We start from the raw sequence: 22,693 nt of genomic DNA on the forward strand, positions 1-22,693 counted from the left end.
ACAATGTCAGAGAAGAGTGTAGTAAAAGATTTTTTTGAGGATTTCACTAGCGATGTAGTTAAGCAGGATGATGCTAGTAATCCTTATTTGATTAAACAGACTGCTGAATTGAAACAAGCCATCTTATTGATCTCTGAACCGGGTGAGCAGCTGCTCCGTAAACGTGCGAAAGCTCATGGAATGCGCTTAGTCGGTAGTGCAGTAAAAGAGGCTAGAGAAGAAGTTGAAGCCATAGCTTGGGAGCATGATCAATCACGGATTAAGCCTCAGATCCGTTATGGCCTATCACCCAATTCAGATAAGGTAACGATCGATTTGATGAATAGTCAAATTGTTCAGCTAAGTTCTGCTGGGGTTAAGGTGCTAGATGTCATGCCTGCAAGCAATGAAGATCTGTATTTCAAACGTCCTACTTTTCAACTGCCAATGGTGACTCCAGCATTACCTTGCGATAATACTAAGGAGGAATTGGCGAAATTACGGAAATACATAAACACCGATGACAGTACGTTCTTCCTGTTAGTGGCCTACATTACCTACATCATGGCTCACCCGAAAGCAAAAGGTGTCCCGTATCCTATCTTGATGATTCAAGGTGAGAAAGGTTCAGGCAAAAGCTTCTTCTGTAATAACGTGCTCCGTGGCTTATTAGATCCTAGTGCTATAGGAGCAATGGCACTTCCACAACAAAGTGACTTCGTCATTACGATCAATGGTATGTCTCTCGTTGTCATTGATAACTTGAGAAAATTGACGAAAAAACAAAGTGACTTACTGTGTACTGTTGCAACTAAAGGCACAATGCCTAAACGTACGCTATATAAAACGTCAGAAGTGACATTGTTAGAATTACACGCACCTTTAGTGCTGAATGGTATTCACGATTTTGTGAAGGAGTCTGATTTGGCTTCACGTTGCTTGCGTGTGAACCTCAACGCAATGAAGGAAGGTACTCGTCGCCCTGAGCTAGAACTTAAAGCCGAGTTAGATACTGCGATGCCAGAGATATTTGGTGCTCTGTTGACACTAGCGTCTCAAGCATTGGCTGAGTTACCTAGTGTTGAAGTGATGCATTCTGCTCGAATGATGGACTTCTCAAAATGGATTGGTGCGCTAGAACGAATCTGGAAATTGCCGGAGGGTAAGCTGCAAAAGGTGTATCAGGGGAATGTGAAGGCGTTAATGGCCTCTGGTATGGCTGATGATAGCTTAACCATCGCATTTACCCATTTACTCAAAACAGTTCCAAGTGGTAAGGCTGTGAAATACTCGCCATCAGACCTGCTAGATAAGCTCCAAGACTATGAAGACGGTATGTATTTGCCGCGAGGTGCAGCAGCGTTGTCATCCAAGATTAAAGGCCAAGAGTCTAGCTTGAATGCCAACGGTATCTACTTCAAATTTGGCCGTGCTGCTGAACGATACATAATGGTTTCAGCTAAGCCATTGGTGTAGATAGTTGTAAGTGTTGAATCGAAGCCCGTTCTTAATTGAGCGGGCTTTTTTTTTGTTCTGAATTTGTTGACGCTGTCGTCGGGTGATTGAACCGTCGACGACGACAAAGTTTGTGGATAGTTAGTTTACTGCTTTCAGTTGAGGAGCTTTAGGGCTATTTACAAAGGTATTCTCTTTATGTTTTTTCCCACTTGTAATACTTTGCAGCATAAAGAATGGGTTGTTAAATGTAAGAGAGGAAAGCTCATCTCTAGGTAATTTCAGTTGATTCAAAATTTCCAATCTAGATGTGCTGCTTGCTCTTATTTTACTAAAAATCTTTTGAAATATTAGTGATGTTTCACGATTCTTTAAACCTTCAGGTTCACTTTTCCTACCGTAATGACTTGATAGCTCAATGTTAAGTTGACGATAGTGCCACTCAGAGGAAAGTCCTAAATCAAAAGTTCTTCTAATTAACGCGGCTAAAGATACTTTCCAGTGTTTTTTCAATTCTAATAGTTGGTTAAGTGATGGATAAGAAGGAACTGTAGCTAAAATACTACCTTTTGGCATAAGAAAAGCAGAGGCAAATTTATCAGCTTGTTCTTCTGCCTGACGTCCATTATTAGATGCATGTTTATGTAAAACTAAATGGCCTAATTCGTGTGCTGCATCAAAACGACTACGCTCAGGAGTTTTCATTGTATTAAGGAATATGAAAGGCTTTTCATCTAGCCAGAATGAAAAAGCATCAACTTCAATACAGTTTTCAGTAAGGGAGAATACTCTAACTCCTTTAGACTCCATAATATGAATCATATTGGATATCGATAATTCACCTAAGTTCCAGTGCTCTCTTAACATTTGAGCTGCACTCTCTGGTTCCGCAAAGCTTTCATTACTGCAGTCTAAAATATCGTGTTGACGCAAGTTAAAGCGGCTCTCTAACCATTGATTGAACTCGACAGCTAAAGTCCCAGCGCTCAATGCAGCATCTCTTTTAGAGGCACTAAGCTTGGTCATCGCTCGGAAACTAACGCCTTCTTTTACTATTTGTTCTGGGTTATCTGAGTAGAAAAATTCAATGGGATAATTGAGAACTTCAGCTATGCGAATGACTAAGTTTGAGTCTGCCGCATCTAAAAGTCCCTTATTTTCATATGTAGATAGGGTTCTTGTCGTAATTCCAGTTCGTTCGGCTAGCGTTTTCTTAGTTAGCCCTCTTCTTTCTCTAGCAATTTTTAGTCGTAAGGAGTTAAACATTATCTTTACTTATTTCATCGATTTCAAAGTCAATATCTTCGTTGAAATCTGGTTTTATACTAATAATTTCGTCGCGTTCCATGTCAATAATTATACGGTTTTCAAGATCAAATCCTGTTACATAACCTTTCTTATCGTACGAAATTGGTCTTGTGAGTTCAGCTTTTAGCATATTGTTACTTTTGTCAAAGTTGTGAAGAAGAAACCAAATATCACAGTTCAGTTTATTCTTTGGATTTGACAACGGAAGTAATTCAGGGAAAAGATCTAAATTAGGCGCATTATCATAATTTAGGCCAAATAATTCAAGAGTGAAATCGCCTTTATCAGTACTGGATTGTGGGACTCCTAATGGATTACCCGTTTGCTCACATCCACTACATAGGTATATCGCTATAGCTTTATTTTTATTGATAGTTAATTCAACATTTCGTGTAGATTCTTTTTCGTAGCCTGATGACTTTAATAGTTCTCGTAGTGCTCGAACAACGTCACCGTAAAAATATTGTCCACCACTCGTGACTGGGTTATTTTCAGTCATTCTTTTTCTTGCACTGAGACCGCGTAGCAAAGCTTCACGTACATGTATTATGTTGGATACAAGATGTTCTTTATTGGTATCATCATTAACTCTACCTTGTTCTAGGTAGTTGTTAGTTAGTGCAGAATTCATATCTTGCCTCCAAAGTGATTTCCTATATTGTAACCTCGATCGAGGTAGGAAAACAAGAAATGAATGCTTTGGTTTTTGAATTTTTGTTTCCACTACCATTCTTCACCAAAAATTCAACCCATTCACTGACGGCGTCGTCGAAACTAAATCCGTCAACGTCGTCAGCAGTGGCATCAGTTTATGAAATTCTGTAGGTGATCTACTGGGAGATTAGGCTAGAAGATAGCTAGGTATATTCGATTTTGCTAAAACTCATAATCGTCAGGTCCTGTGTTCGAGTCACAGAGGGGCCACCAATTCTTGATAAGCCGTATGGAGAAATTCATGCGGCTTTTTCATGTCTATAAGATCCATCCTGTCTATCTCCGGTATTCTCCAATATCAATCCGTTTCAAAATCATCAGTAAAATCAATCACCAACATTCATCTCCATAACCCAGATACTTAATCCCATTCAAATATTCAAAACACCTAATATTCATGTAATAACTAGGCAATTCCAGCATCAGTACCTTACTCATTAAAACCAATGTCATTCACCCATAAATGCTGGCAACTATCGTCGGCGTCGTCGAACTACTGCAATTTTGAATTTACACTCAGAACTCTAGGCATTAGGTAGATAGATAAGTCGATAGGTTCAGTGAATACTCAGGCCCTCAATAGTAGAACCCAATCAACTAGTCCGTAACGAACGATAGCAAGCCGCAATGTAATTACACTCAATACTGAGACTCTAAGGTTATAGAGGGCGTGATGGTCTAGCTGGATAGCTCAGGGAGATAGTTCAGGCTAATAGTTAACTGGATTAGATGGAGTTAGCTCAACCGTCGACGCCGACAACAAATCACTTCAAAAAAATAATGGTTGGACGCTAAATTGAAGGTGAAAGACCGGAATAGGACCGGAGCGTCGTCACCGTCGATGAATGGAGTGAAACTAGGATTGATTGAACTGAGTGATACCAAGGGCTAGAGGATGATGAATGGGCCAATCTAAGTAGAAAGGCCCAGCGACTTAGGATTTAGGTTAAGGTGATTTTTGTGATGAAAGAGCGTTTAATGTGTTGATTTGTTGTGATAAAGTGACGTTAATTGGAAATGTAGATCAGATGTACCCAATTATTAGTGGTAAACTAGTTTAAAAATAGAATAAATATCACCATACTATTTGCTCATGGAATCTCATTATGTGTGAAAAGATTACAAGCCTAAGCCAATTTATGGAACATGTGGAAGCATTTCCATCTGATTTTTCACTGTCCCGAGGTCAATCAAAAGATTACGAACTCTTGCCTTCCGCATTACGCTTAGATTTGGGCACACGAAAATACAGCAAGAGAGCAGTGAATTGTTTTCTAAATAATTTCAAAATCAACTCCCATCAATATATGACTTCCCCGTGGGATGTTAAAAATGAAATTGAATGGATGTTACATGCTCAACATTATGGAATTCCAACTAGATTAATGGATTTCACTTCATCGCATATAACATCTCTTTTATTTGCTGTTGAAAAGGCATTTTCAGATGCAGATGAAACTGATGCTGTTGTTTACTTCCTGAATCCTGAAGCCTTGAATAATAATAATATACAACAGAGTAAAATAATCACTGAATACGATAACAGTAATTTCAATGAATCTGACGGGCCTATTGTTATTAAAGCTAGAAAAATAAATCCTAGAGTCAATGCCCAGCATGGTGTATTTGTTTTATTTCAAGATGATGATAAACCCTTAGAAACAACAGAAGGTATACTAATAAAATTAGTGATAGATGGAAGTAAGAAAAAAAATATTTTATCATCACTCCATAGTATTGGTATTAATTTTACCCACATATATCCAGAACTTTCTTCTGTCGCAAAAGATATTGTTATTCAACAGGATATCCGTGATTTTCTCAGAGAGGATATATAATGTTAGATCAATTTAGAATTAATCCTAAAAATAGTGATATCAGTCTACAAGATATAAAGCCTAAAATTGATAAAGGGTTTGAGTTACAAGAACTAGATTTTGAAACTCAAAGCAGAGATGAAGCTATAAAATATAGTAATGCGATTATTCTTGCTCCCGATTATCAGCGAGAGTATAGGTCTTCAATTGCTGATGAAAGTTCACTGATCGAATCTATTTTACTTGGAATCCCTATTCCTGCAATATTTTTTGCAAGTCGTAAAGTTAATTTGGTGCCAGTTCTTAATGTTGTTGATGGACAGCACCGCCTTCGTGCTTTTTATCGTTTCATGAATAACGCATACGCTTTAAAAGATTTAAAAATACTTAAGACTTTTGAAGGTAAAAGGTTTAAGGACCTTAAGATTGATGAAGTTCACATTTTCAATAGTACAAATATCTCAGCAGTTATTTTTCAAGATTTCCCGGGTGAAAATTTCGAGCTAGAAATATTTAAACGATATAATCAAGGGACGAAGCCACTAACTCCTCAAGAAATAAGACACGCTGTATACTCTTCTCGGATAAATGATATGGTTAACACTTTTTGTAAAGAAACATTAGAATTAACTAACAAAGATGATAACTACCAACTGAAAATAGCATATGCAATATCGAAAGAAAAATATCAGAAAAAGAAAATTCAAGAAAGTATATTTGTTATATTAAGTATTCTTGAAAATGGTATATCTCAAAGGTTAAATAAATCACCAGAATACGCTGAAAGCTATATGAAAAGTAAAAATGAATTTGAAAAAATGTCTGTATGTGAAGAAGATATAGTTAGAAACTTAGAAATCACAAAGACTCTATTTACAAATTTCAACCGATTAATTAAAAAACTCACAAGTAAAACAGTGACACCTTTTTCAAAAGAAATATACGGTGTGTCGAGTCGAAGCAATAAGTTTCAAGTGTCAATATCGATGATACTTTCTTCGATATATCATGATATATCTAGCAAAATAAATATAGATGCTTTGTTAGAGGATGAAGAAATCCTACGTTTTCATGAAACGATAGAAAAAAACTTGATTAATAGCTATCTTGAAGATCCGGATTATAACGCTTCGACAACTAACCCTATAGAAATAGAAAAGCTTACGAATAAGATATGTACTGAATTAGCGTATTAAACACATGGTGTAAACATATATTAACTTCATGATATCAACTTCATGGAGTTACTCATGTTCAAAATCACAAACTGGAAAAACATACCGACACTACCAATCAATCCTGCCTTATTAAATCAACTAAAACAACATCTTCAATCACCATTTAACGATGAAAATGAAACTCAATCGATATGGACTGAACTCGAATGTGAGCTGTGGTTGATTTCATCACTTTCAGACATTTCTAGTGTCGGCGTCGACGGAAATTCAATGACAACCAGCAGTAGGAACCTACTTAATTTTGCTCTAGAGAACATCGAATTTGAAGATGAGCTAGAACAAGATTACTTACTGACACTTACCATCTTAAATAGCTCTGGTCAGGGCCTATATCTACTGATGCCTAAATCACTAAAACCTGAGCTAATGGATGCTCTAGGAGTTATTCATGAACTCTAAAACGAATAGAAAGCAAGATACGAAGAAACCTCAGCTACCTAAAATCTCTAAGGACATAACGGCTCAAGATAGCACTGTCATATCAACTAAAGAGAATACTAAGCCTGAATTGAGCGGCATACGTAAAGGTTCAGCCCCTAAGATCAGGAATAGTACTCAACTCATTCACTATGGCATCGGTAAAAGTAACGGTACTGATGTATTGCAGCTCATATCTAACACTAACAACGGACTGTTTTCTGACGAGCTGATAGCTATTGAATCAATACAAAAATGCCTCTCTGGTTTAGCTAATGGCTCAACGTTCACCTCTCGAATATTCCATTCACTATTTAAGCAAAAAAGTAATAACAATGCAGGATTCCTCGGTGCTGTACTTAGGTAAGAGGGAATACTGAAAGTGGCAGATAAGAAGTTATTCATGCATCAATTAGTGGTTCAGGCTGATGACATAGCTGTAAGTCTAATCGAAGGTAATCTAGTTGATGATGTTGAATTGGATACCACTGAGAAATCCATAAAGTAATACCATTTACATCTAATCACGTTTTAACCTCTATTCAATCAAGCTAGGGATCAACATGACTATTCAGATCAAAACTGAAGGCTTGAGTGTACCTGTAAGTCAATCACTTACGGCATTACTTACCAAATCACTCAACCACAAATCAATTGAAAATAAGCTGAGTATCGACGGCGTCGACGAACTAGATATCCCCGACGTCACCGTCAACACTTACTATATAACATTTAATTTTCGCTCACCTGACTACAGTGCTGAATATGGCGGATACCACCCCGTAGAAATTAGTATTGAACGTAAAGGTGATTTCTGGCTATTGAGTTACATCACTGATTTTTCCTATGTTGGTAGTGGATATTTTGCGGAGTTAGCGAAGGATGCTGATTTTGATTTCACCCATGATGAATTTCAATCTCAGTTAGGCATTACTAGGCTAAGTGATGCTGCTGAATTCTACCTAGTCTGGGAGGCTAACTTCCTTGAATATGCCACTAATCTAGAAGTATTTGAGCTGACTATCACCTGTCATGACTAATGCTCACGATTCCCCCCAATATTCAATTCCTAATACTTCCCCTTAATACTTAATCACTAGGGAGACTCATGAAATCGCGTAAATTTAAATTCAATAAGCGCCAAATGGATAACCTACCGCCAACACTGCCCGATAGTCGAAGTAATGAAACTGAATATACCGACGAAGGTTGTTCAGGCTTAAAGCTCATTGTGAATAAACAGGGCCGTAAGCGTTACCTATTTCGTTACACGATTAATGGTATTAAGAGATCACTTCAGCTAGGTGAGTATCCCGCATTAGATATCCCCATGGCTAGACAGATCGCTAATGAACATAAAAGGGAGTTAGCCCTTGGTCATGATCCTAAACAACTCAGGGATGAGAAAGAGGAGATTTTAACTTTTCAACAATTCGCGGTTCAACATTATCTACCTTATGCTCGGGTCAACAAGCTAACGGCTGGGAGTGATGACAGTCTACTCAAGCTACATTTCTATCCACAATGGGGCTCAAAACCACTGAATAAAATTGGTCAACATGACATTCAAAAGCGACTCGATGAGTTGTTAGTTAACCGAAAACCAGCAACCATCAATCGCCTCAGAAGTCTTGTGCTTCGTATGTTCCGGCTAGCATTAGAATGGGGTTTTGTAGATAAGCATCCTGGTACTTACATCAAAAAACTCAAGGAGAACAATTTAAAGCAACGATTCCTCAGTAAAAAGGAGGTTACTAAGTTCATTACGGCCTGTAATCAAGAACCCAGTAGAACCCAAGGTAACGTCCTTAAGTTTGCCCTACTGACTGGAATGCGAATGGGTGAAATATGTAATTCGAAATGGTGCAACCTAACCGTCGACGACGTCGGTGATGGGAGCCTTTTTCTACCCCATACAAAATCGGGATTATCTAGAACGGTACTACTCAATTCATTAGCCATGGGGGTCACTGAAGAACAGAAGCATCAACGTATTGCCGGAAATAATTACATATTTCCCGGTGATGCAGAGGGAAAACCCATTAGTCATCCTAAGAAATCATTTGCCCGAATCAAAAAAGTTGCAGGTGGATTAGATGGGTTACGTATCCATGACTTACGACATTCGTTCGCCTCAATCTTGATTAACTCAGGTAATGCCACTCTATACGATGTTCAGCATTTGTTAGGGCATCAATCACCTCAAACGAGTACTCGCTATGCACATTTGGCCTCATCAAGATTAAGAGAGGTTAGTGCTAATGTGTCAGATCTTGTATTGGAAGCAACCCAGTAACAACCATCGTCTATTCACCATCAATATTAAGGAAATACTATGCCTGTACTTTTCACTAACCCTATTTTTGGATTGGGTTTCATCGTCGGTTATGCCATTTATAAAGAAATGAATAAGGAATCATAATATGCCAATACCACTAATTTACTTCGGATATGGGGTTGTAATAGGGTTCTTGTTTGCGGCTAGAGAAGAGCCTAAAAATAGTAGATCTAATACAGCTTAAATATTGATATAGGACACGCACTAGGATGTAAAGTAATCTGGTGCGTTTTTTAATTGTTATACCTACACTGAGGTATTGTTGATACAATGTTCTTTTACAGTCAAAGCGTTAAGCATAATATGAAAATTAAAAATATAGCGTTAATACTATTTACAATTACTTTTATTGGTTGTGGTGGTGGGGGAACATCTGCCCCTGTTGATCCTGTTGATCCTGTTGCCCCTATTGCCCCTGTTGATCCTGTTGCCCCTATTGATCCTCAAACGTGTACCCACGATGATACAAGTGATGGTGTTTTAGTTGATTCAGTTCAAGATCTTCGTGATGCTTTAGTCGCTGCATCCAATAATGGTCAAGATGACATTGTTTATGTTGCATCAGGTTTCTATGATGTTCATGAAACAATCGAATATGATGCACAAGGTGCAGTTGATGAAAAGATCTCAGTATTGGGATGTGGCTCAGCAGATGTTGTTTTTGATGGCAATGGTGAAGTACAGGTTTTTCATTTCAAGAAAGATGGCGATATTGGCGATGTCGACGATTGGAATAATGAAAAAGAAACACAAACTGCACCATTTGCATCATCTGAAGTATCGGGAATAACTGTGCAAAATGGTTTTTGCTATGAATCTCAAGGATGTAATAAGCATGGACGTTCAGGCGGAGGCATCTTAGTTGAAAGTTACAATCTTACAATGCACGATGTTAACTTTACCAATAACTCAACTATGACTGAAGGTTCTGCAGTTAAAGGGGCAATTGATCTTATTATTAAAGACTCGCACTTTGGTGATAACTATGTAGGTGGTATCTTCGGAGGCACTGTTTCAGCATCAGGTTTAATTGACATTGATAATACAACCTTCACTCGCAACAATTATCGTTCAATATATCGCGGTGTTAGTGCATATGTTAATTCATGTCAAGATCCAGTAAATATTAGCAATAGTAAATTCCTTGATAATTCTGGTCAAGCACTCGCTGTATTGTTCTATGGATGTGAACATGGTGAAGACAGTGAAGTTAATATTATTAACTCTGAATTCACTAATAATACTACCCAATACTCAGTACTTAATGTTCATGGTGGCGATGTTAATTTAATTAACTCAAAGTTTGATAATAATCAGGAGAAGCTTAAACCTGGATATAAATGCACAAATGGTGGATCTACATGGTGTGCTACAGGTGGGATATTATCATGGGGTAAATACGAACGAAATGTTGGCGTAGTTACTATTGATGGTTCTGAATTCACTCGTAACAAAGCTGCAGATTACGGAGGTGTAATTAGCATGGGTAATGGTATTGATTGTGAAACTACACTAAATCCGTCTTATGCTGGATGTGATACCGTTAAAATGTTTAATAGTGATATTGAACCTGAAGAGTATGATTTAGTCGTTAAAAATTCTACGTTTGATGGTAACATCTCTCATCATGGCGCAGTATTGGCTGTTGGTAAATTTGACACTGCTTCAAGTTTTCAGTTTGGCAATGTATATATCGAAAATTCAGTATTCAAAAACAATATTGGTGAACGATATGCGCCAGAAGGTCAGTATATATACGGTGAAGAAGATACCAGTATTATTTTAACTGCTGGCGATTTTACATATTTCAACATGACACTGGAAAACAATACAGCTGAAACTGAGTTACTTGTTAAAGGTAATATCAACGAACTGTAATAGTTATAAAAAAAAGAGCAGCCATTTCACCTTAACCTAAATCCTAAGTCGCTGGGCCTGTCTACTTAGATTGGCCCATTCATCTGCCTCTAGCCCTTGGTATGACTGAACTGAATCAATCCTAGTTTCACTCCATTCATCGACGGTGACGACGCTCCGGTCCTATTCCGGTCTTTCACCTTCAATTTAGCGTCCAACCATTATTTTTTTGAAGTGATTTGTTGTCGGCGTCGACGGTTGAGCTAACTCCATCTAATCCAGTTAACTATTAGCCTGAACTATCTCCCGGAGCTATCCAGCTAGGCCATCACGCCCTCTATAGCCTTAGAGTCTCAGTATTGAGTGTAATTACGTTGCGGCTCGCTATCGTTCGTTACGGACTAGTTGATTGGGTTCTACTATTGAGGGCCTGAGTATTCACTGAACCTATCGACTTATCTATCTACCTAATGCCTAGAGTTCTGAGTGTAAATTCAAAATTGCAGTAGTTCGACGACGCCGACGATAGTTGCCAGCATTTATGGGTGAATGACATTGGTTTTAATGAGTAAGGTTCTGATGCTGGAATTGACTAGCCATTACATTAATCTAAGGAGTTTTGTATATCTGAATGAGATTAAGTATCTGAGTTATGGAGATGAATTTTGGTAAGTGGTTTTACTGATGATTTTGAAGCGGATTGATATTGGAGAATACCGGAGATAGACAGGGTGGATCTTATAGACATGAAAAAGCCGCATGAATTTCTCCATACGGCTTATCAAGAATTGGTGGCCCCTCTGTGACTCGAACACAGGACCTGACGATTATGAGTCGTATGCTCTAACCAACTGAGCTAAGGGGCCGACTTAAGATAGTCGTCACTATCGAAAGCGAGGAAAGTATACGAGGTTTAAAAGCGATTGTCACCTGCGTTCTGCGCATAATGCACGTCTATTGATTCAACTGCTTATCTGTTAATCAATCTCAAGCCCGCTTAGTTGAATTTATACAAAAAAAGCTGCCCATAGGCAGCTTTTTAAACAGAGGTAGAATCTATCTTAAGGTGATTAGTCTCTAGTGTAAGACTATTCACCTCTTACCTTGGGACTATTCGTCTAGGAATGACTTCAAAATCTCTGAACGAGAAGGGTGACGCAACTTACGTAGCGCTTTCGCTTCAATCTGACGAATACGCTCACGGGTTACATCGAACTGCTTACCCACTTCTTCTAACGTGTGGTCAGTGTTCATGTCGATACCGAAACGCATACGCAGTACTTTAGCTTCACGAGCCGTTAGGCCAGCAAGTACTTCGTGTGTTGCATTACGTAAGCTTTCGCCTGTCGCAGAGTCCAGCGGTAACTCGAGGGTGGTATCCTCAATAAAGTCACCTAAGTGCGAATCTTCATCGTCACCAATAGGTGTTTCCATGGAGATAGGCTCTTTAGCAATCTTAAGTACCTTACGGATCTTGTCTTCAGGCATTAACATGCGCTCAGCAAGCTCTTCTGGAGAAGGTTCACGACCCATCTCTTGTAGCATTTGACGAGAGATACGGTTTAGCTTGTTGATCGTCTCAATCATATGTACCGGAATACGGATAGTTCTAGCTTGGTCAGCAATTGAACGAGTAATTGCCTGACGGATCCACCATGTTGCATAAGTCGAGAACTTATAACCACGACGGTATTCAAACTTATCAACCGCTTTCATCAATCCGATATTACCTTCTTGAATAAGATCCAAGAACTGTAAACCACGGTTGGTGTATTTCTTAGCGATAGAAATTACTAGACGTAGGTTGGCTTCAACCATCTCTTTCTTAGCGCGACGAGCTTTCGCTTCACCGATTGACATACGACGGTTGATGTCTTTAATCGCACCGATAGCTAGGCCAGTTTCTTTCTCAATTGCGTCAAGCTTTGCACGACAACGCTGTACGTCAAACGCGACGACTTTTAGGCCTTCAACGTGTGATTTTCCTGATGCTAATTCTAGGTTGAACCACTCAATGCTACTTTCGTTGCTGGTATAAGCTTTAACGAAATTTTTCTTTGGCATTTTAGCTTGTTCAACACAAAGCTTCATGATCAAACGTTCTTGAACACGGACTTTGTCCATCATTGCGCGCATGCTTTTTACTAAGCGGTCAAACTGCTTAGGCATCAAACGGAATTCTTTAAAAATTTCGCCGATTTCAAATAGTGCGACAGTCGACTCTGGGTGACCACGACCTTTTACTGCGATGATTTCTAATGCTCTTTCGTGAGCTAGGCGAAGCGTTGTAAATTTCTCTTTTGCTTCTTCAGGATCGGGACCTTTCGGACCTTCCTCTTCTTCATCTTCATCGTCTTTGTCATCAGCATTTTCTAATTCAGCTTCAGACAAAACAGAACCGACGTGAGTTGCTGCTGGAGCAACATCTTCAGCATTTGGGTCGATAAAACCAGATATGATGTCAGATAGTCTAACTTCTTCCGCTTCATAACGATCGAATTGCTCAAGGATCATCGCAATTGCTTGCGGATATTCGGCGACTGAAGCTTGAACCGTGTTGATCCCTTCTTCAATACGCTTAGCGATTACAATCTCGCCTTCACGGGTCAGTAGTTCAACGGTACCCATTTCACGCATATACATACGTACAGGATCGGTAGTACGACCTAATTCAGCTTCTACTGTAGCCAGTGCGGCAGCAGCTTCTTCGGCAGCATCATCATCGGTGCTGTCTTCAGACATCATGATATCATCAGCATCCGGAGCCTGTTCATAGACTCGAATACCCATGTCATTGATCATCTGGATAATATCTTCGATCTGGTCGGCATCGACCATGTCAGCAGGTAGGTGATCGTTGACTTCTGCATAGGTTAAATAACCTTGCTCTTTACCTTTGGCAAGCAACAATTTAAGTTGCGACTGCGGAGTATGATCCATAGATATCATCCAAGTTGGGAAACAGTTAAAACGACGGGCAAAAAACAGCCACTTAAGTCGTTAATTATAGCCTTCGGTGCTTCGCTGTGCTAGTCCAAGTGCTTACTTTAGGGGCAAAAATTGCCTTTAAGCTTGCTTTTGGATCACTGCGATTAGCTTTTTAAGCTGCAACCGTTCTTCTTTCGTGTGGTTCTGTTTTAAACTCAGCTGTTGATAACGTTGCTCAATATACTGGTTATTTAGCCACACGAGTGTTTCTTTTAACTCTCGGAGCAAGTTTTCGTCCGCCACTTGATGGTCCCATTGGGTCAGTTTTTTTAGGGTACTGAATTTATCATCGCCCCTGAACTGTTCAAGTAGTTGTGCGCTGCTCATTACTTTGCCGCGAGTTAAATCTAATACAAGGGTCAGTAAGTCAATACCTGCCATCTGTATATGTTTTAGCGCTGGTTGCTGAGGCAATTTCTCACCTAAGCGTGGATGTTGTACCAACAATGCAATGGCTAATCGCATTGGGGTGCCACGTCCTTTCAACGCTTTGTGTTGTTTAGGTTTATCGGCCGACTTAGTCGAAAAGTTAAATTTTCGTTTAAGCTCGTCAGCACCGTTCATTCTTAGCTTGTGTGCTAAATCTTCAAGCAATAGACTTTGTAATACTGTGTCTTGCACTTTTTCGATCAGTTTAATGGCATTTTTTGCCAATACACTTTTGTCTTCTTTGCCAAATTTTTTCGCCAAATTATCAAATAGAAACTCTGGCAGTGCCATGGCGTGGCCAATACTTTCTTCGAACTTCTCTTTACCAATCTGCCTGACGAGAGTGTCAGGATCTTCGCCTTCAGGCAGGAACATGAAGCGAACCTGATTACCAGGCTTTAACAGTGGTAAAGCGGTTTCAAGTGCACGCCAAGCGGCTTCTTTACCTGCTTTATCGCCGTCGTAACAACAGATAACTTCTTTTGCGCTACGCAGCAACAACTGAAATTGTTCTGCGGTGGTCGAGGTGCCTAATGAGGCTACTGCATAATCAACGTCAAATTGCGCAAGTGCTACGACGTCCATATAGCCTTCAACAATTAATACTTGTTGCGGGTCTCGATGGCGTTGCTTCAGTTCATACAATCCATAGAGCTCATTGCCCTTATGAAATATGGGCGTTTCTGGAGAATTCAAGTACTTTGGCGTACCTTCTCCTAAAACACGGCCACCAAAGCCAATGACTCGTCCACGTCTATCCCTGATTGGGAACATTAATCGGTCGCGGAATCGGTCATATCGCTTACCACTGTCATTTTCAATGACCATACCCGCAGTAAGCAGTTTGTTCTGTGAATCTTGATTCTGACGATAGCGGCTTAACAGACCATCCCAACCATCTGGGGCAAAGCCAATGTTAAAGTGTTCTACTACGTCTTTTGAAAGCCCTCGATGTGATAAATAATCAAGCACTTTTTGTTTGTCATTGTGTTGTCTTAGCTGACTTTGGAAGAATAAACTCGACTCCTCCATCAGTTGGTATAAATCACGACTTAACTCTTGATCGCGAGGCTTACCAGTACCTTGTTCCTGTGGAACTTCAAGTCCTAACTGTCCGGCGAGTTCTTCAATTGCATCCACGAAGTCGAGTCGGTCATATTCCATGACAAAATCAATAACATTTCCGTGTGCGCCGCAGCCAAAACAATGATAAAACTGCTTGTCTCTGCTAACGGTGAAAGAGGGAGATTTTTCGCTATGAAAAGGACAACAGGCAGAGTGATTTTTACCCGCCTTTTTTAGGGGTACTTTAGGGTCTATTAAGTCGACAATGTCGATGCGAGCTACTAGCTCATTGATAAAATCACGAGGTATCGCCATTAGTATTGTTAAATGCCGCCTTTAATTTCGTGAAGTTTAAATAGAGAAAATCGAAAACAAACAAGCCGCGCAAAAGCACGGCTCATTCATCACTAAAACTAAAACTACTTGAGTTTTGCACGGATCATAGCGCCAATTGCCGCCATGTCTGCTCTACCCATTACTTTTGGTTTTAGCGATCCCATTACTTTACCCATGTCCGCCATGGAGGATGCGCCCATCTCTAAGATGCTAGCATCAACTAACGCAAGAATTTCCTCTTCAGTAAGAGGCTGAGGCAAGAAGTGTTCAAGTACTTGAATTTCTTCTGCTTCTTTTTGCGCTAATTCGTCACGGCCTGCTGCTGTATATTGAGCAATAGAATCGCGACGCTGTTTTACCATTTTGGTTAAGACCGCTATAGCTTGGTCGTCATCCAAAGATTCGCGGGTATCCACTTCAATTTGTTTGACGGCGGCTAGTGCCATACGAATAGTCCCCAAGCGTACCTTTTCTTTGGCACGCATGGCGTCTTTCATCTGCTCTTTTAGCTGATCGATTAGGCTCATAATGAGATTAATATAAACGTACGCGACGTGCGTTTTCGCGAGAAAGCTTCTTAGCAAGACGCTTGATAGCAGCGGCTTTAGCACGTTTACGTGCAGTCGTTGGCTTCTCGTAGAACTCACGAGCACGAACGTCAGCTAAGATACCAGCTTTTTCACAAGAGCGCTTGAAACGACGAAGAGCTACGTCGAATGGTTCGTTTTCACGTACTTTAATAATTGGCATTAGCCATCACCCCTTAGGTGTCGGTTGCATTGAGACAATTACTTGACTCAGATAATTTAAAAATGGTGCGGAATTCTATAACGACTAGGCACCTTTTGTAAACCCCTTATAACGATCGGGATTATGTCTATTTGGTAATAATGCGCTTAGAACGCTATCGGACTCTGGAGTAATTAAAGCACAGCAGGTAGAATTGGCGGTAATTATATGAAGTAAAGATGAGAGATAATGCGGGTTTTAGGAATAGAGACATCTTGTGATGAAACAGGAATAGCAGTTTATGATGATAAAAAAGGGCTACTTTCACATGCCCTTTATAGTCAGGTAAAGTTGCATGCGGACTACGGTGGCGTAGTGCCTGAGTTGGCGTCTCGGGACCATGTTCGTAAAATCGTCCCCTTAATTCGTCAAGCGTTGGCTGATGCCGATATGACAATTGAAGATCTCGATGGTATCGCTTATACCAAGGGCCCAGGGCTTATTGGCGCGTTGCTGGTAGGTGCATGTGTTGGTCGTGCATTAGCTTTCTCATGGGATAAACCTGCTATTGGGGTGCATCACATGGAGGGACACCTATTAGCGCCAATGTTAGAAGATGACGTGCCGGCGTTCCCATTCCTGGCATTGTTGGTGTCTGGTGGGCACTCTATGTTAGTGGGTGTTGAAGGCATTGGTCGCTACGAGGTACTGGGTGAGTCGGTTGATGACGCAGCAGGTGAAGCATTCGACAAAACCGCCAAATTGTTGGGACTCGATTACCCCGGCGGACCTAGATTAGCGAAACTTGCGGCCAAAGGTATTGAAAAAAGTTATCGCTTCCCAAGGCCTATGACAGATAAACCAGGGCTTAACTTTAGTTTTTCAGGTCTTAAAACATTTGCAGCCAATACGATAGCTGCAGAGCCAAAAGATGACCAAACACGCGCTAATATCGCTTGTGCCTTTGAAGAAGCGGTGGTCGACACGCTAGCAATTAAATGTAAGCGTGCATTAAAGCAAACGGGTTATGAACGTTTAGTGATTGCGGGCGGTGTCAGCGCTAATACGCGCTTGCGTGCTTCATTGGCCGAGATGATGAAAAATCTCGGCGGCAAGGTGTATTACCCTCGTGATGAGTTTTGTACCGATAACGGCGCGATGATAGCTTATGCGGGCTTACAGCGTTTAAAGGCGGGCCAAACTGATGATTTAAGCGTTAAAGGCCAACCAAGGTGGCCTTTAGATACGTTAGCACCGGTCGATTAGTACTGAATCGTTAATCATGATGACGGCGCTTTTAAGCGCCGTTTTTTATGGCGCAGTTTCGAGTATGAGCTTGGACATTTATGAGGATACTTATCTAAGAGGTTTTATTACGACGCTTTCGCGACAGCTTAGCCTCTTCGCCCTTTAGTAAGCGCCTAATATTATCGCGATGACGAATGACAATCAGGGTTGATAGCATCGCAACCGGAATGGTAAACCTATCGTCAATCCACCATGTGAACACAGGCGCGAGCAATGCTGTGCAGATGGCTGCCAAAGATGAGTAGCGGGTGATTAGGACTATAGCGGCCCAAGTTAGCATTAAAAACAGTGCTAGATAATGACCAATGGGCGCCATTGCGCCAAATGCGGTCGCAACGCCTTTGCCGCCTTTAAAGCCAAAAAAGATGGGGAAAATATGGCCTAAGCAAGCAGCAATGGCGATAAGCCCAAGCGCTATGGGATCCACACCTAATCTAAAAGCGAGATATGCTGGAGCAGCGCCTTTAAGCATATCGAAAAAAAGTACCAGTACTGCGGAACTCGCGCCGCCGATACGCAATACATTGGTCGCCCCAGGATTACCTGAACCTACGGTTCTTGGGTCGGGGAGGCCGCGCATTTTACACACAAGTACAGCACTCGATATTGAGCCTGCCAAATAGGCGCCCACTATCATCATTATTGTTAGTGCAGTACTGGTCAAATTGGTTTCCTTATCCGTCTTAGGGTATTATCGCGCAACATAAAAAAATGCTCTTTAGACTCAGCTGACTGACTTGTAAATTAGCCAATGAATTGGAGCACAAAAAACAGCTTTTACAGCTTTCTTAGCTACCTTGCATATAGAGCCGCTGTTTTTTATAAATTCTTTATTTACGAGGAATTATCCTACTTGGATTTTCTCTCGTTCGAAAGAGCCAAAGAGTAATATCTTAGCTTTGCGACGGATTATATCCTTTTTGTTCGCTTTAGCTAATCAGACCTCAATGGTAAAGATTAAGGTTTTGGAGAAATCATGGATAAAGTACTGATCAGAGAACTTAAAATAGAAACCGTCATTGGGGTCTATGAATGGGAAAAGCAGATCCATCAAACCTTGTTACTGGATTTAGATATGGCTTGGGATAATCGCTTAGCCGCCGCGAGTGACGATTATGAAAATGCTTTGTGCTACGAAACCGTGTCGAATCGACTCACGGCGCTGATCACGGAAAAGCCAATCGAGCTGATTGAGACGGTTGCTGAGCGAGTCGCACATTGTGTGATGGTGGAATTTAACGTGCCTTGGGTGAAAGTCAAAGTAATGAAGCCTGGCGCTGTACCTACTGCGGCAGCGGTAGGCGTCGAGATTGAACGAGGTCATGCATAAATGGCTAAAATTTATATAAGTTTAGGCAGTAACATTGAACCTATTCGTCACCTTAAGGCGGCTTTAATTGATTTGGATTACCATTTCGATGAACTGCAGCTTTCGTCGGTTTTTGAAAGTGAAGCGGTAGGTTTTGACGGCACCAATTTTTTAAATATGGTCGTTGCTGCTGAAACAGCAATGCCAATAGAGACCGTTGTCGCGACGTTTAAAAAGATTGAACAAGACCATGGTCGGGTGAAAGGCGCCAAGAAGTTTGCAGCGAGAACATTAGATCTCGACTTGCTGCTTTATGATGACGTGGTTTGTCAGGCGCCAATAGAGCTGCCACGTGCTGAGATTTTATACAACGCATTTGTACTTTGGCCGTTGGCTGAAATTGCGCCGCAGTTAACTCATCCGGTTACCCATGAGCCATATCAAATCCTTTGGGATGAATATGAGAAGACTCAACAACATTTATGGCCGATTGAATTCGACTGGTCAGTATAAAAAGCTTTTTAATATAGGATAGTTATGGACACTTTTCAGGTGATTATATTGGCGCTGATCCAGGGCCTCACCGAGTTTTTACCCATTTCCAGCTCAGCACATCTTATCTTGCCTGCTCAATTGTTGAATTGGGAAGATCAAGGGTTGTCGTTTGATGTGGCAGTTAATACCGGCTCATTGTTGGCTGTGGTGATGTATTTTCGTAAAGAGCTGCTCTCGATGTTTAAAGCGTGGATAGGCAGCATGGTCAGCGGCAAGCAAACGGAAGAAAGTAAGCTATCTTGGTGGATTATACTGGCGACGATCCCTGCGGTGATTGTTGGCTTTACGGCAAAAGACTTTATTGCAACTCATCTTCGTAATATTGAAGTGATTGCTGCAACCACCATTATCTTTGGTTTACTGCTTTGGTGGGCAGACAGAATGCAGCGTCAAGGTTTTACTGAGTTTCAAGTCGGTTGGAAAAAAGCACTGGTGATTGGTATTGCGCAGGCAATGGCGCTTATTCCAGGGACATCCCGCTCTGGTGCCACCATTACGGCAGCGTTAATGCTTGGCTTAAGTCGTGAAGCCGCGGCGCGATTTTCCTTTTTAATGTCGGTGCCAGTCAGTTTAGGTGCGGCGATATTAGTGACTAAAGATCTCCTATCCAGTGGTCAAGCTATCGACTATCAAGCGTTAGGTTTAGGCATTATTGTGTCATTTGCTGCAGCCTATGTTTGTATTCACTATTTCTTGAAAATTATCAGCAAAATGGGCATGACTCCGTTTGTTATTTATCGCCTAGTTCTAGGGGCGGTGTTGTGTGGCTTTATCTTCTTTTAAAGCGACTTACACACACTTTAATTACTTATTTATTTTAACAGCGAGCGTGTCATGAACAGTATTTATCTTTGCCCAACTTGCCAATCACCACTAATGGTGCACGAAGAGTCAAAAGGCATGCATTGTGAAAACAAGCACCACTTTGACAAGAATGAACAGGGCTATTGGCTCTTTGGTCTAGTCAAAAAACCTAAAGTAGACTCACGAGCTGTAATGCGTGCTAAGCGTTATGTGCTTGAGTCCGGCATCTATGTGCCCCTAGCTGAGAAACTGGCTGAGATCATTGCTAACTTGCCTCAGTTTGCTGAAGGGGCGTCATTGTCGCAGTTAGATTATGATTGTGGAGAAGGTTACTTCTTAAGAACGGTTAAGGATATCTTAGCTGAGCAACAACCCGAAACCGCCTTGGAGCAAACTGGGGTTTCTGAAGCTGAGAATGCTATTTTCGCAGCGGCTAAATCACAAAGTGGTCCGACTTATATTGTCTCAAACTTAAAACATCTACCAATCAAAGATGACAGTTTTGACCTGATAACTTTAATCGATAAACCGCTTAAGGGAAAAGAGCTGACTCGAGTGCTTAAACAAGATGGTATTTTGTTGCAAGTGGCAGCTGGTCCTAGACACTTATGGCAAATTCGAGAGTTTATCTATCCAGAGCTTAGCGAAAAGTCGGTCAGTAATAATCTTCCGAAAGAGCTTGAATTACTGCAGAGCGAGCGTCTATCAATCAGTGTTAAGGTGTCTGGGGAGCAAGCGATCGCACTTCTTGACATGACGCCTTATGCTTGGCGAGCGAATGACAGTATGCGACACCATATACAACACGCAAAGTTTGACTCACTAGAGATAGATTTTGTAATTAACTTGATGACTAGAAAATAGTCTTGGCTCAGGGTAACCTTTGCTTATTCAACCCAATGGAATTATAAATACTGATGATGCGTATATTGCTGTTGTTCATCTTAGCGACTTTACCGTTGTTTTCATTTGCTAATGTTTATCAAATCCCTCAAGGCGGCAGTCGTTTAGTCGGTGAATTACAAGAGCATGTGGTCCAAAAAGGCGACTACTTCCAAACCATCTCTAAACAGTACAACATTGGTATTTTGGAGTTAATGGAATCTAACCCCGGTGTAGACCCTTTCTTACCTACGCCAGGAAGCCGTTTGTTGATCCCAACGCAAATGTTGCTGCCAGATGTGCCTCATAAAGGGGTGGTGATTAATCTGGCCGAACTGAGGCTCTATTACTTTCCAAAAGGTGGCAAAGAGGTCCATGTATTCCCTGTCGGGATAGGAAGAGTGGGGCGAGAAACACCAGAAATGGTGACAAAGATTAAATCTCGTATCCCTAATCCAAGTTGGACGCCGCCAGCAAGTATTCGAAAAGAGCATTTAGAGCAACGTGGCGAAGAGCTACCAAGAGTGGTACTCGCGGGGCCTGACAACCCGCTAGGCAAGTTTGCTATTCAACTATCCTATGGTGACGGTAGCTATCTTATTCACGGTACTAATAAAGATTTTGGTATTGGGATGCGGGTGAGTGCGGGTTGTATTCGCCTAAACCCTGATGATATTGAATGGTTATTTGATAAAGTTAAGTACGGCGACTCTGTTACCGTCATTAATCAAGCTGTAAAAACCTCAGCCGAACCTGATGGACAACAATTAATTGAAGTTCACTCGCCATTGTCTGAGTCTGAAGGGCAAAGTAATCGTGTGACTGAGATGAGTCGTGACGTCATCGAGTTTATTGGTCAAGATGTTGTCGATTACAGTAAAGCCAATGATGCTTTACTCAGTCAGCGTGGTATTCCAACCAATATCCAGTAGCTTTGAGCGAGTGTATTTGACCAACTTTATTAGGCGTCCATCTTGGGCGCTTTTTTATCGCTTAAAATCAGTGGCTAGTTTAATCGCGTTTGAACGTCGAGAGGGTGATGAGGTTAGTGCAGATAAATTTAAGGCTTGGTCAAGTTGCCTTGAAACCAAGCCTTGGGTACTAGCTTAATGATTAAGCTAATGCCTAAACGTAATTACTTCTTGTAAGAATTTCCAAAACAATG

At 40.9% G+C, this 22,693-nt stretch carries 22 protein-coding genes and 1 tRNA gene; 15 read left to right on the forward strand and 8 right to left on the reverse strand.

Features of this window, described 5'->3' with window-relative positions:
* Positions 1 to 3: 3 nt before the first annotated feature.
* A complete protein-coding gene (locus tag L2729_RS02190) occupies positions 4 to 1,455 on the forward strand; it encodes an ATP-binding protein (RefSeq protein ID WP_248986779.1) in 1,452 nt (483 codons plus the stop codon).
* 120 nt (positions 1,456 to 1,575) lie between these two features.
* On the opposite strand, the gene L2729_RS02195 is transcribed toward L2729_RS02190, so the two are convergent.
* Together L2729_RS02195 and L2729_RS02200 are read right to left on the reverse strand one after the other, a co-directional pair.
* The gene (locus L2729_RS02195; RefSeq protein ID WP_248986780.1) at positions 1,576 to 2,700 is read right to left on the reverse strand and encodes a helix-turn-helix domain-containing protein; all 1,125 of its coding nucleotides are present in this window, start codon (positions 2,698 to 2,700) and stop codon (positions 1,576 to 1,578) included.
* Positions 2,693 to 3,373, reverse strand: a complete 681-nt coding sequence (locus tag L2729_RS02200; protein ID WP_248986781.1) for a hypothetical protein — start codon at positions 3,371 to 3,373, stop codon at positions 2,693 to 2,695. Before L2729_RS02200 ends, L2729_RS02195 begins: the two co-directional genes overlap by 8 nt.
* Before the next feature lie 1,189 nt (positions 3,374 to 4,562).
* Here L2729_RS02200 and L2729_RS02205 point away from each other — a divergent pair.
* The 8 genes from L2729_RS02205 (at position 4,563) to L2729_RS02235 (ending at position 11,144) form a co-directional block, all read left to right on the forward strand.
* On the forward strand, positions 4,563 to 5,294 hold the full coding sequence (locus L2729_RS02205) for an FRG domain-containing protein (protein ID WP_248986782.1): 732 nt from the start codon (positions 4,563 to 4,565) through the stop codon (positions 5,292 to 5,294).
* A complete protein-coding gene (locus tag L2729_RS02210) occupies positions 5,294 to 6,469 on the forward strand; it encodes a DUF262 domain-containing protein (protein ID WP_248986783.1) in 1,176 nt (391 codons plus the stop codon). The genes L2729_RS02205 and L2729_RS02210 overlap by 1 nt, the downstream gene beginning before the upstream one ends.
* A gap of 54 nt (positions 6,470 to 6,523) precedes the next feature.
* On the forward strand, positions 6,524 to 6,910 hold the full coding sequence (locus L2729_RS02215) for a hypothetical protein (protein WP_248986784.1): 387 nt from the start codon (positions 6,524 to 6,526) through the stop codon (positions 6,908 to 6,910).
* A complete protein-coding gene (locus tag L2729_RS02220; protein WP_248986785.1) occupies positions 6,900 to 7,295 on the forward strand; it encodes a hypothetical protein in 396 nt (131 codons plus the stop codon). The genes L2729_RS02215 and L2729_RS02220 overlap by 11 nt, the downstream gene beginning before the upstream one ends.
* Before the next feature lie 15 nt (positions 7,296 to 7,310).
* Positions 7,311 to 7,436, forward strand: coding sequence for a hypothetical protein (locus L2729_RS21610; RefSeq protein WP_283104098.1), 126 nt, complete (start codon positions 7,311 to 7,313; stop codon positions 7,434 to 7,436).
* A 55-nt stretch (positions 7,437 to 7,491) separates the two neighbouring features.
* Positions 7,492 to 7,968 carry a DUF2787 family protein gene (locus L2729_RS02225; protein ID WP_248986786.1) on the forward strand — a complete coding sequence of 159 codons (477 nt, stop codon included), beginning with the start codon at positions 7,492 to 7,494 and terminating at the stop codon, positions 7,966 to 7,968.
* Between the two features lie 68 nt (positions 7,969 to 8,036).
* Positions 8,037 to 9,224, forward strand: coding sequence for a site-specific integrase (locus L2729_RS02230; RefSeq protein ID WP_248986787.1), 1,188 nt, complete (start codon positions 8,037 to 8,039; stop codon positions 9,222 to 9,224).
* Positions 9,225 to 9,569: 345 nt separating this feature from the next.
* On the forward strand, positions 9,570 to 11,144 hold the full coding sequence (locus tag L2729_RS02235; protein WP_248986788.1) for a right-handed parallel beta-helix repeat-containing protein: 1,575 nt from the start codon (positions 9,570 to 9,572) through the stop codon (positions 11,142 to 11,144).
* Positions 11,145 to 11,912: 768 nt separating this feature from the next.
* Here the strand turns inward: L2729_RS02235 and L2729_RS02240 are convergent.
* From L2729_RS02240 to rpsU, 5 genes are all read right to left on the reverse strand, one after another.
* Positions 11,913 to 11,989 (reverse strand) — tRNA-Ile (locus L2729_RS02240).
* Positions 11,990 to 12,233: 244 nt separating this feature from the next.
* On the reverse strand, positions 12,234 to 14,063 hold the full coding sequence (gene rpoD, locus L2729_RS02245) for an RNA polymerase sigma factor RpoD (protein WP_180960981.1): 1,830 nt from the start codon (positions 14,061 to 14,063) through the stop codon (positions 12,234 to 12,236).
* Between the two features lie 126 nt (positions 14,064 to 14,189).
* Entirely contained in the window at positions 14,190 to 15,920 is a 1,731-nt protein-coding gene (gene dnaG, locus L2729_RS02250) for a DNA primase (protein ID WP_248986789.1), read from the reverse strand.
* Between the two features lie 104 nt (positions 15,921 to 16,024).
* Positions 16,025 to 16,468 (reverse strand): GatB/YqeY domain-containing protein, encoded by a 444-nt coding sequence (locus tag L2729_RS02255; RefSeq protein ID WP_101092985.1) that lies wholly within the window; start codon positions 16,466 to 16,468, stop codon positions 16,025 to 16,027.
* A gap of 7 nt (positions 16,469 to 16,475) precedes the next feature.
* Positions 16,476 to 16,691: a 30S ribosomal protein S21 gene (gene rpsU / locus L2729_RS02260; protein WP_020911290.1), complete on the reverse strand. Its 216-nt coding sequence runs from the start codon at positions 16,689 to 16,691 to the stop codon at positions 16,476 to 16,478.
* Positions 16,692 to 16,919: 228 nt separating this feature from the next.
* Here rpsU and tsaD point away from each other — a divergent pair, with 228 nt between their 5' ends.
* Positions 16,920 to 17,936 carry a tRNA (adenosine(37)-N6)-threonylcarbamoyltransferase complex transferase subunit TsaD gene (gene tsaD, locus L2729_RS02265; RefSeq protein ID WP_248986790.1) on the forward strand — a complete coding sequence of 339 codons (1,017 nt, stop codon included), beginning with the start codon at positions 16,920 to 16,922 and terminating at the stop codon, positions 17,934 to 17,936.
* A gap of 94 nt (positions 17,937 to 18,030) precedes the next feature.
* On the opposite strand, the gene plsY is transcribed toward tsaD, so the two are convergent.
* Complete coding sequence (plsY, locus tag L2729_RS02270; RefSeq protein ID WP_283104099.1) at positions 18,031 to 18,642, reverse strand: glycerol-3-phosphate 1-O-acyltransferase PlsY; 612 nt, start codon at positions 18,640 to 18,642, stop codon at positions 18,031 to 18,033.
* 312 nt (positions 18,643 to 18,954) lie between these two features.
* Here plsY and folB point away from each other — a divergent pair, with 312 nt between their 5' ends.
* From folB to L2729_RS02295, 5 genes are read left to right on the forward strand one after another with little or no spacing between them, the layout of a single operon-like run.
* Positions 18,955 to 19,308: a dihydroneopterin aldolase gene (folB, locus tag L2729_RS02275; protein ID WP_248986791.1), complete on the forward strand. Its 354-nt coding sequence runs from the start codon at positions 18,955 to 18,957 to the stop codon at positions 19,306 to 19,308.
* Positions 19,309 to 19,800 carry a 2-amino-4-hydroxy-6-hydroxymethyldihydropteridine diphosphokinase gene (folK, locus tag L2729_RS02280; protein ID WP_248986792.1) on the forward strand — a complete coding sequence of 164 codons (492 nt, stop codon included), beginning with the start codon at positions 19,309 to 19,311 and terminating at the stop codon, positions 19,798 to 19,800. It begins immediately after the preceding gene.
* A 24-nt stretch (positions 19,801 to 19,824) separates the two neighbouring features.
* Positions 19,825 to 20,625 carry an undecaprenyl-diphosphate phosphatase gene (locus L2729_RS02285; protein ID WP_248986793.1) on the forward strand — a complete coding sequence of 267 codons (801 nt, stop codon included), beginning with the start codon at positions 19,825 to 19,827 and terminating at the stop codon, positions 20,623 to 20,625.
* A gap of 51 nt (positions 20,626 to 20,676) precedes the next feature.
* On the forward strand, positions 20,677 to 21,510 hold the full coding sequence (locus L2729_RS02290) for a putative RNA methyltransferase (protein WP_248986794.1): 834 nt from the start codon (positions 20,677 to 20,679) through the stop codon (positions 21,508 to 21,510).
* Between the two features lie 53 nt (positions 21,511 to 21,563).
* Entirely contained in the window at positions 21,564 to 22,460 is an 897-nt protein-coding gene (locus tag L2729_RS02295) for a L,D-transpeptidase family protein (RefSeq protein WP_248986795.1), read from the forward strand.
* The last annotated feature ends 233 nt before the right edge of the window (positions 22,461 to 22,693 follow it).

This window comes from Shewanella gelidimarina, assembly GCF_023283945.1.
GTDB lineage: Bacteria > Pseudomonadota > Gammaproteobacteria > Enterobacterales > Shewanellaceae > Shewanella > Shewanella gelidimarina.

Excerpts from the sequence above, each read along its gene's own strand:
- L2729_RS02190 (WP_248986779.1), top strand. The coding sequence starts at position 4 with ATGTCAGAGAAGAGTGTAGTAAAAGATTTTTTTGAGGATTTCACTAGC.
- L2729_RS02195 (WP_248986780.1), bottom strand. The coding sequence starts at position 2,700 with ATGTTTAACTCCTTACGACTAAAAATTGCTAGAGAAAGAAGAGGGCTA.
- L2729_RS02200 (WP_248986781.1), bottom strand. The coding sequence starts at position 3,373 with ATGAATTCTGCACTAACTAACAACTACCTAGAACAAGGTAGAGTTAAT.
- L2729_RS02205 (WP_248986782.1), top strand. The coding sequence starts at position 4,563 with ATGTGTGAAAAGATTACAAGCCTAAGCCAATTTATGGAACATGTGGAA.
- L2729_RS02210 (WP_248986783.1), top strand. The coding sequence starts at position 5,294 with ATGTTAGATCAATTTAGAATTAATCCTAAAAATAGTGATATCAGTCTA.
- L2729_RS02215 (WP_248986784.1), top strand. The coding sequence starts at position 6,524 with ATGTTCAAAATCACAAACTGGAAAAACATACCGACACTACCAATCAAT.
- L2729_RS02220 (WP_248986785.1), top strand. The coding sequence starts at position 6,900 with ATGAACTCTAAAACGAATAGAAAGCAAGATACGAAGAAACCTCAGCTA.
- L2729_RS02225 (WP_248986786.1), top strand. The coding sequence starts at position 7,492 with ATGACTATTCAGATCAAAACTGAAGGCTTGAGTGTACCTGTAAGTCAA.
- L2729_RS02230 (WP_248986787.1), top strand. The coding sequence starts at position 8,037 with ATGAAATCGCGTAAATTTAAATTCAATAAGCGCCAAATGGATAACCTA.
- L2729_RS02235 (WP_248986788.1), top strand. The coding sequence starts at position 9,570 with ATGAAAATTAAAAATATAGCGTTAATACTATTTACAATTACTTTTATT.
- rpoD (WP_180960981.1), bottom strand. The coding sequence starts at position 14,063 with ATGGATCATACTCCGCAGTCGCAACTTAAATTGTTGCTTGCCAAAGGT.
- dnaG (WP_248986789.1), bottom strand. The coding sequence starts at position 15,920 with ATGGCGATACCTCGTGATTTTATCAATGAGCTAGTAGCTCGCATCGAC.
- L2729_RS02255 (WP_101092985.1), bottom strand. The coding sequence starts at position 16,468 with ATGAGCCTAATCGATCAGCTAAAAGAGCAGATGAAAGACGCCATGCGT.
- rpsU (WP_020911290.1), bottom strand. The coding sequence starts at position 16,691 with ATGCCAATTATTAAAGTACGTGAAAACGAACCATTCGACGTAGCTCTT.
- tsaD (WP_248986790.1), top strand. The coding sequence starts at position 16,920 with ATGCGGGTTTTAGGAATAGAGACATCTTGTGATGAAACAGGAATAGCA.
- folB (WP_248986791.1), top strand. The coding sequence starts at position 18,955 with ATGGATAAAGTACTGATCAGAGAACTTAAAATAGAAACCGTCATTGGG.
- folK (WP_248986792.1), top strand. The coding sequence starts at position 19,309 with ATGGCTAAAATTTATATAAGTTTAGGCAGTAACATTGAACCTATTCGT.
- L2729_RS02285 (WP_248986793.1), top strand. The coding sequence starts at position 19,825 with ATGGACACTTTTCAGGTGATTATATTGGCGCTGATCCAGGGCCTCACC.
- L2729_RS02290 (WP_248986794.1), top strand. The coding sequence starts at position 20,677 with ATGAACAGTATTTATCTTTGCCCAACTTGCCAATCACCACTAATGGTG.
- L2729_RS02295 (WP_248986795.1), top strand. The coding sequence starts at position 21,564 with ATGATGCGTATATTGCTGTTGTTCATCTTAGCGACTTTACCGTTGTTT.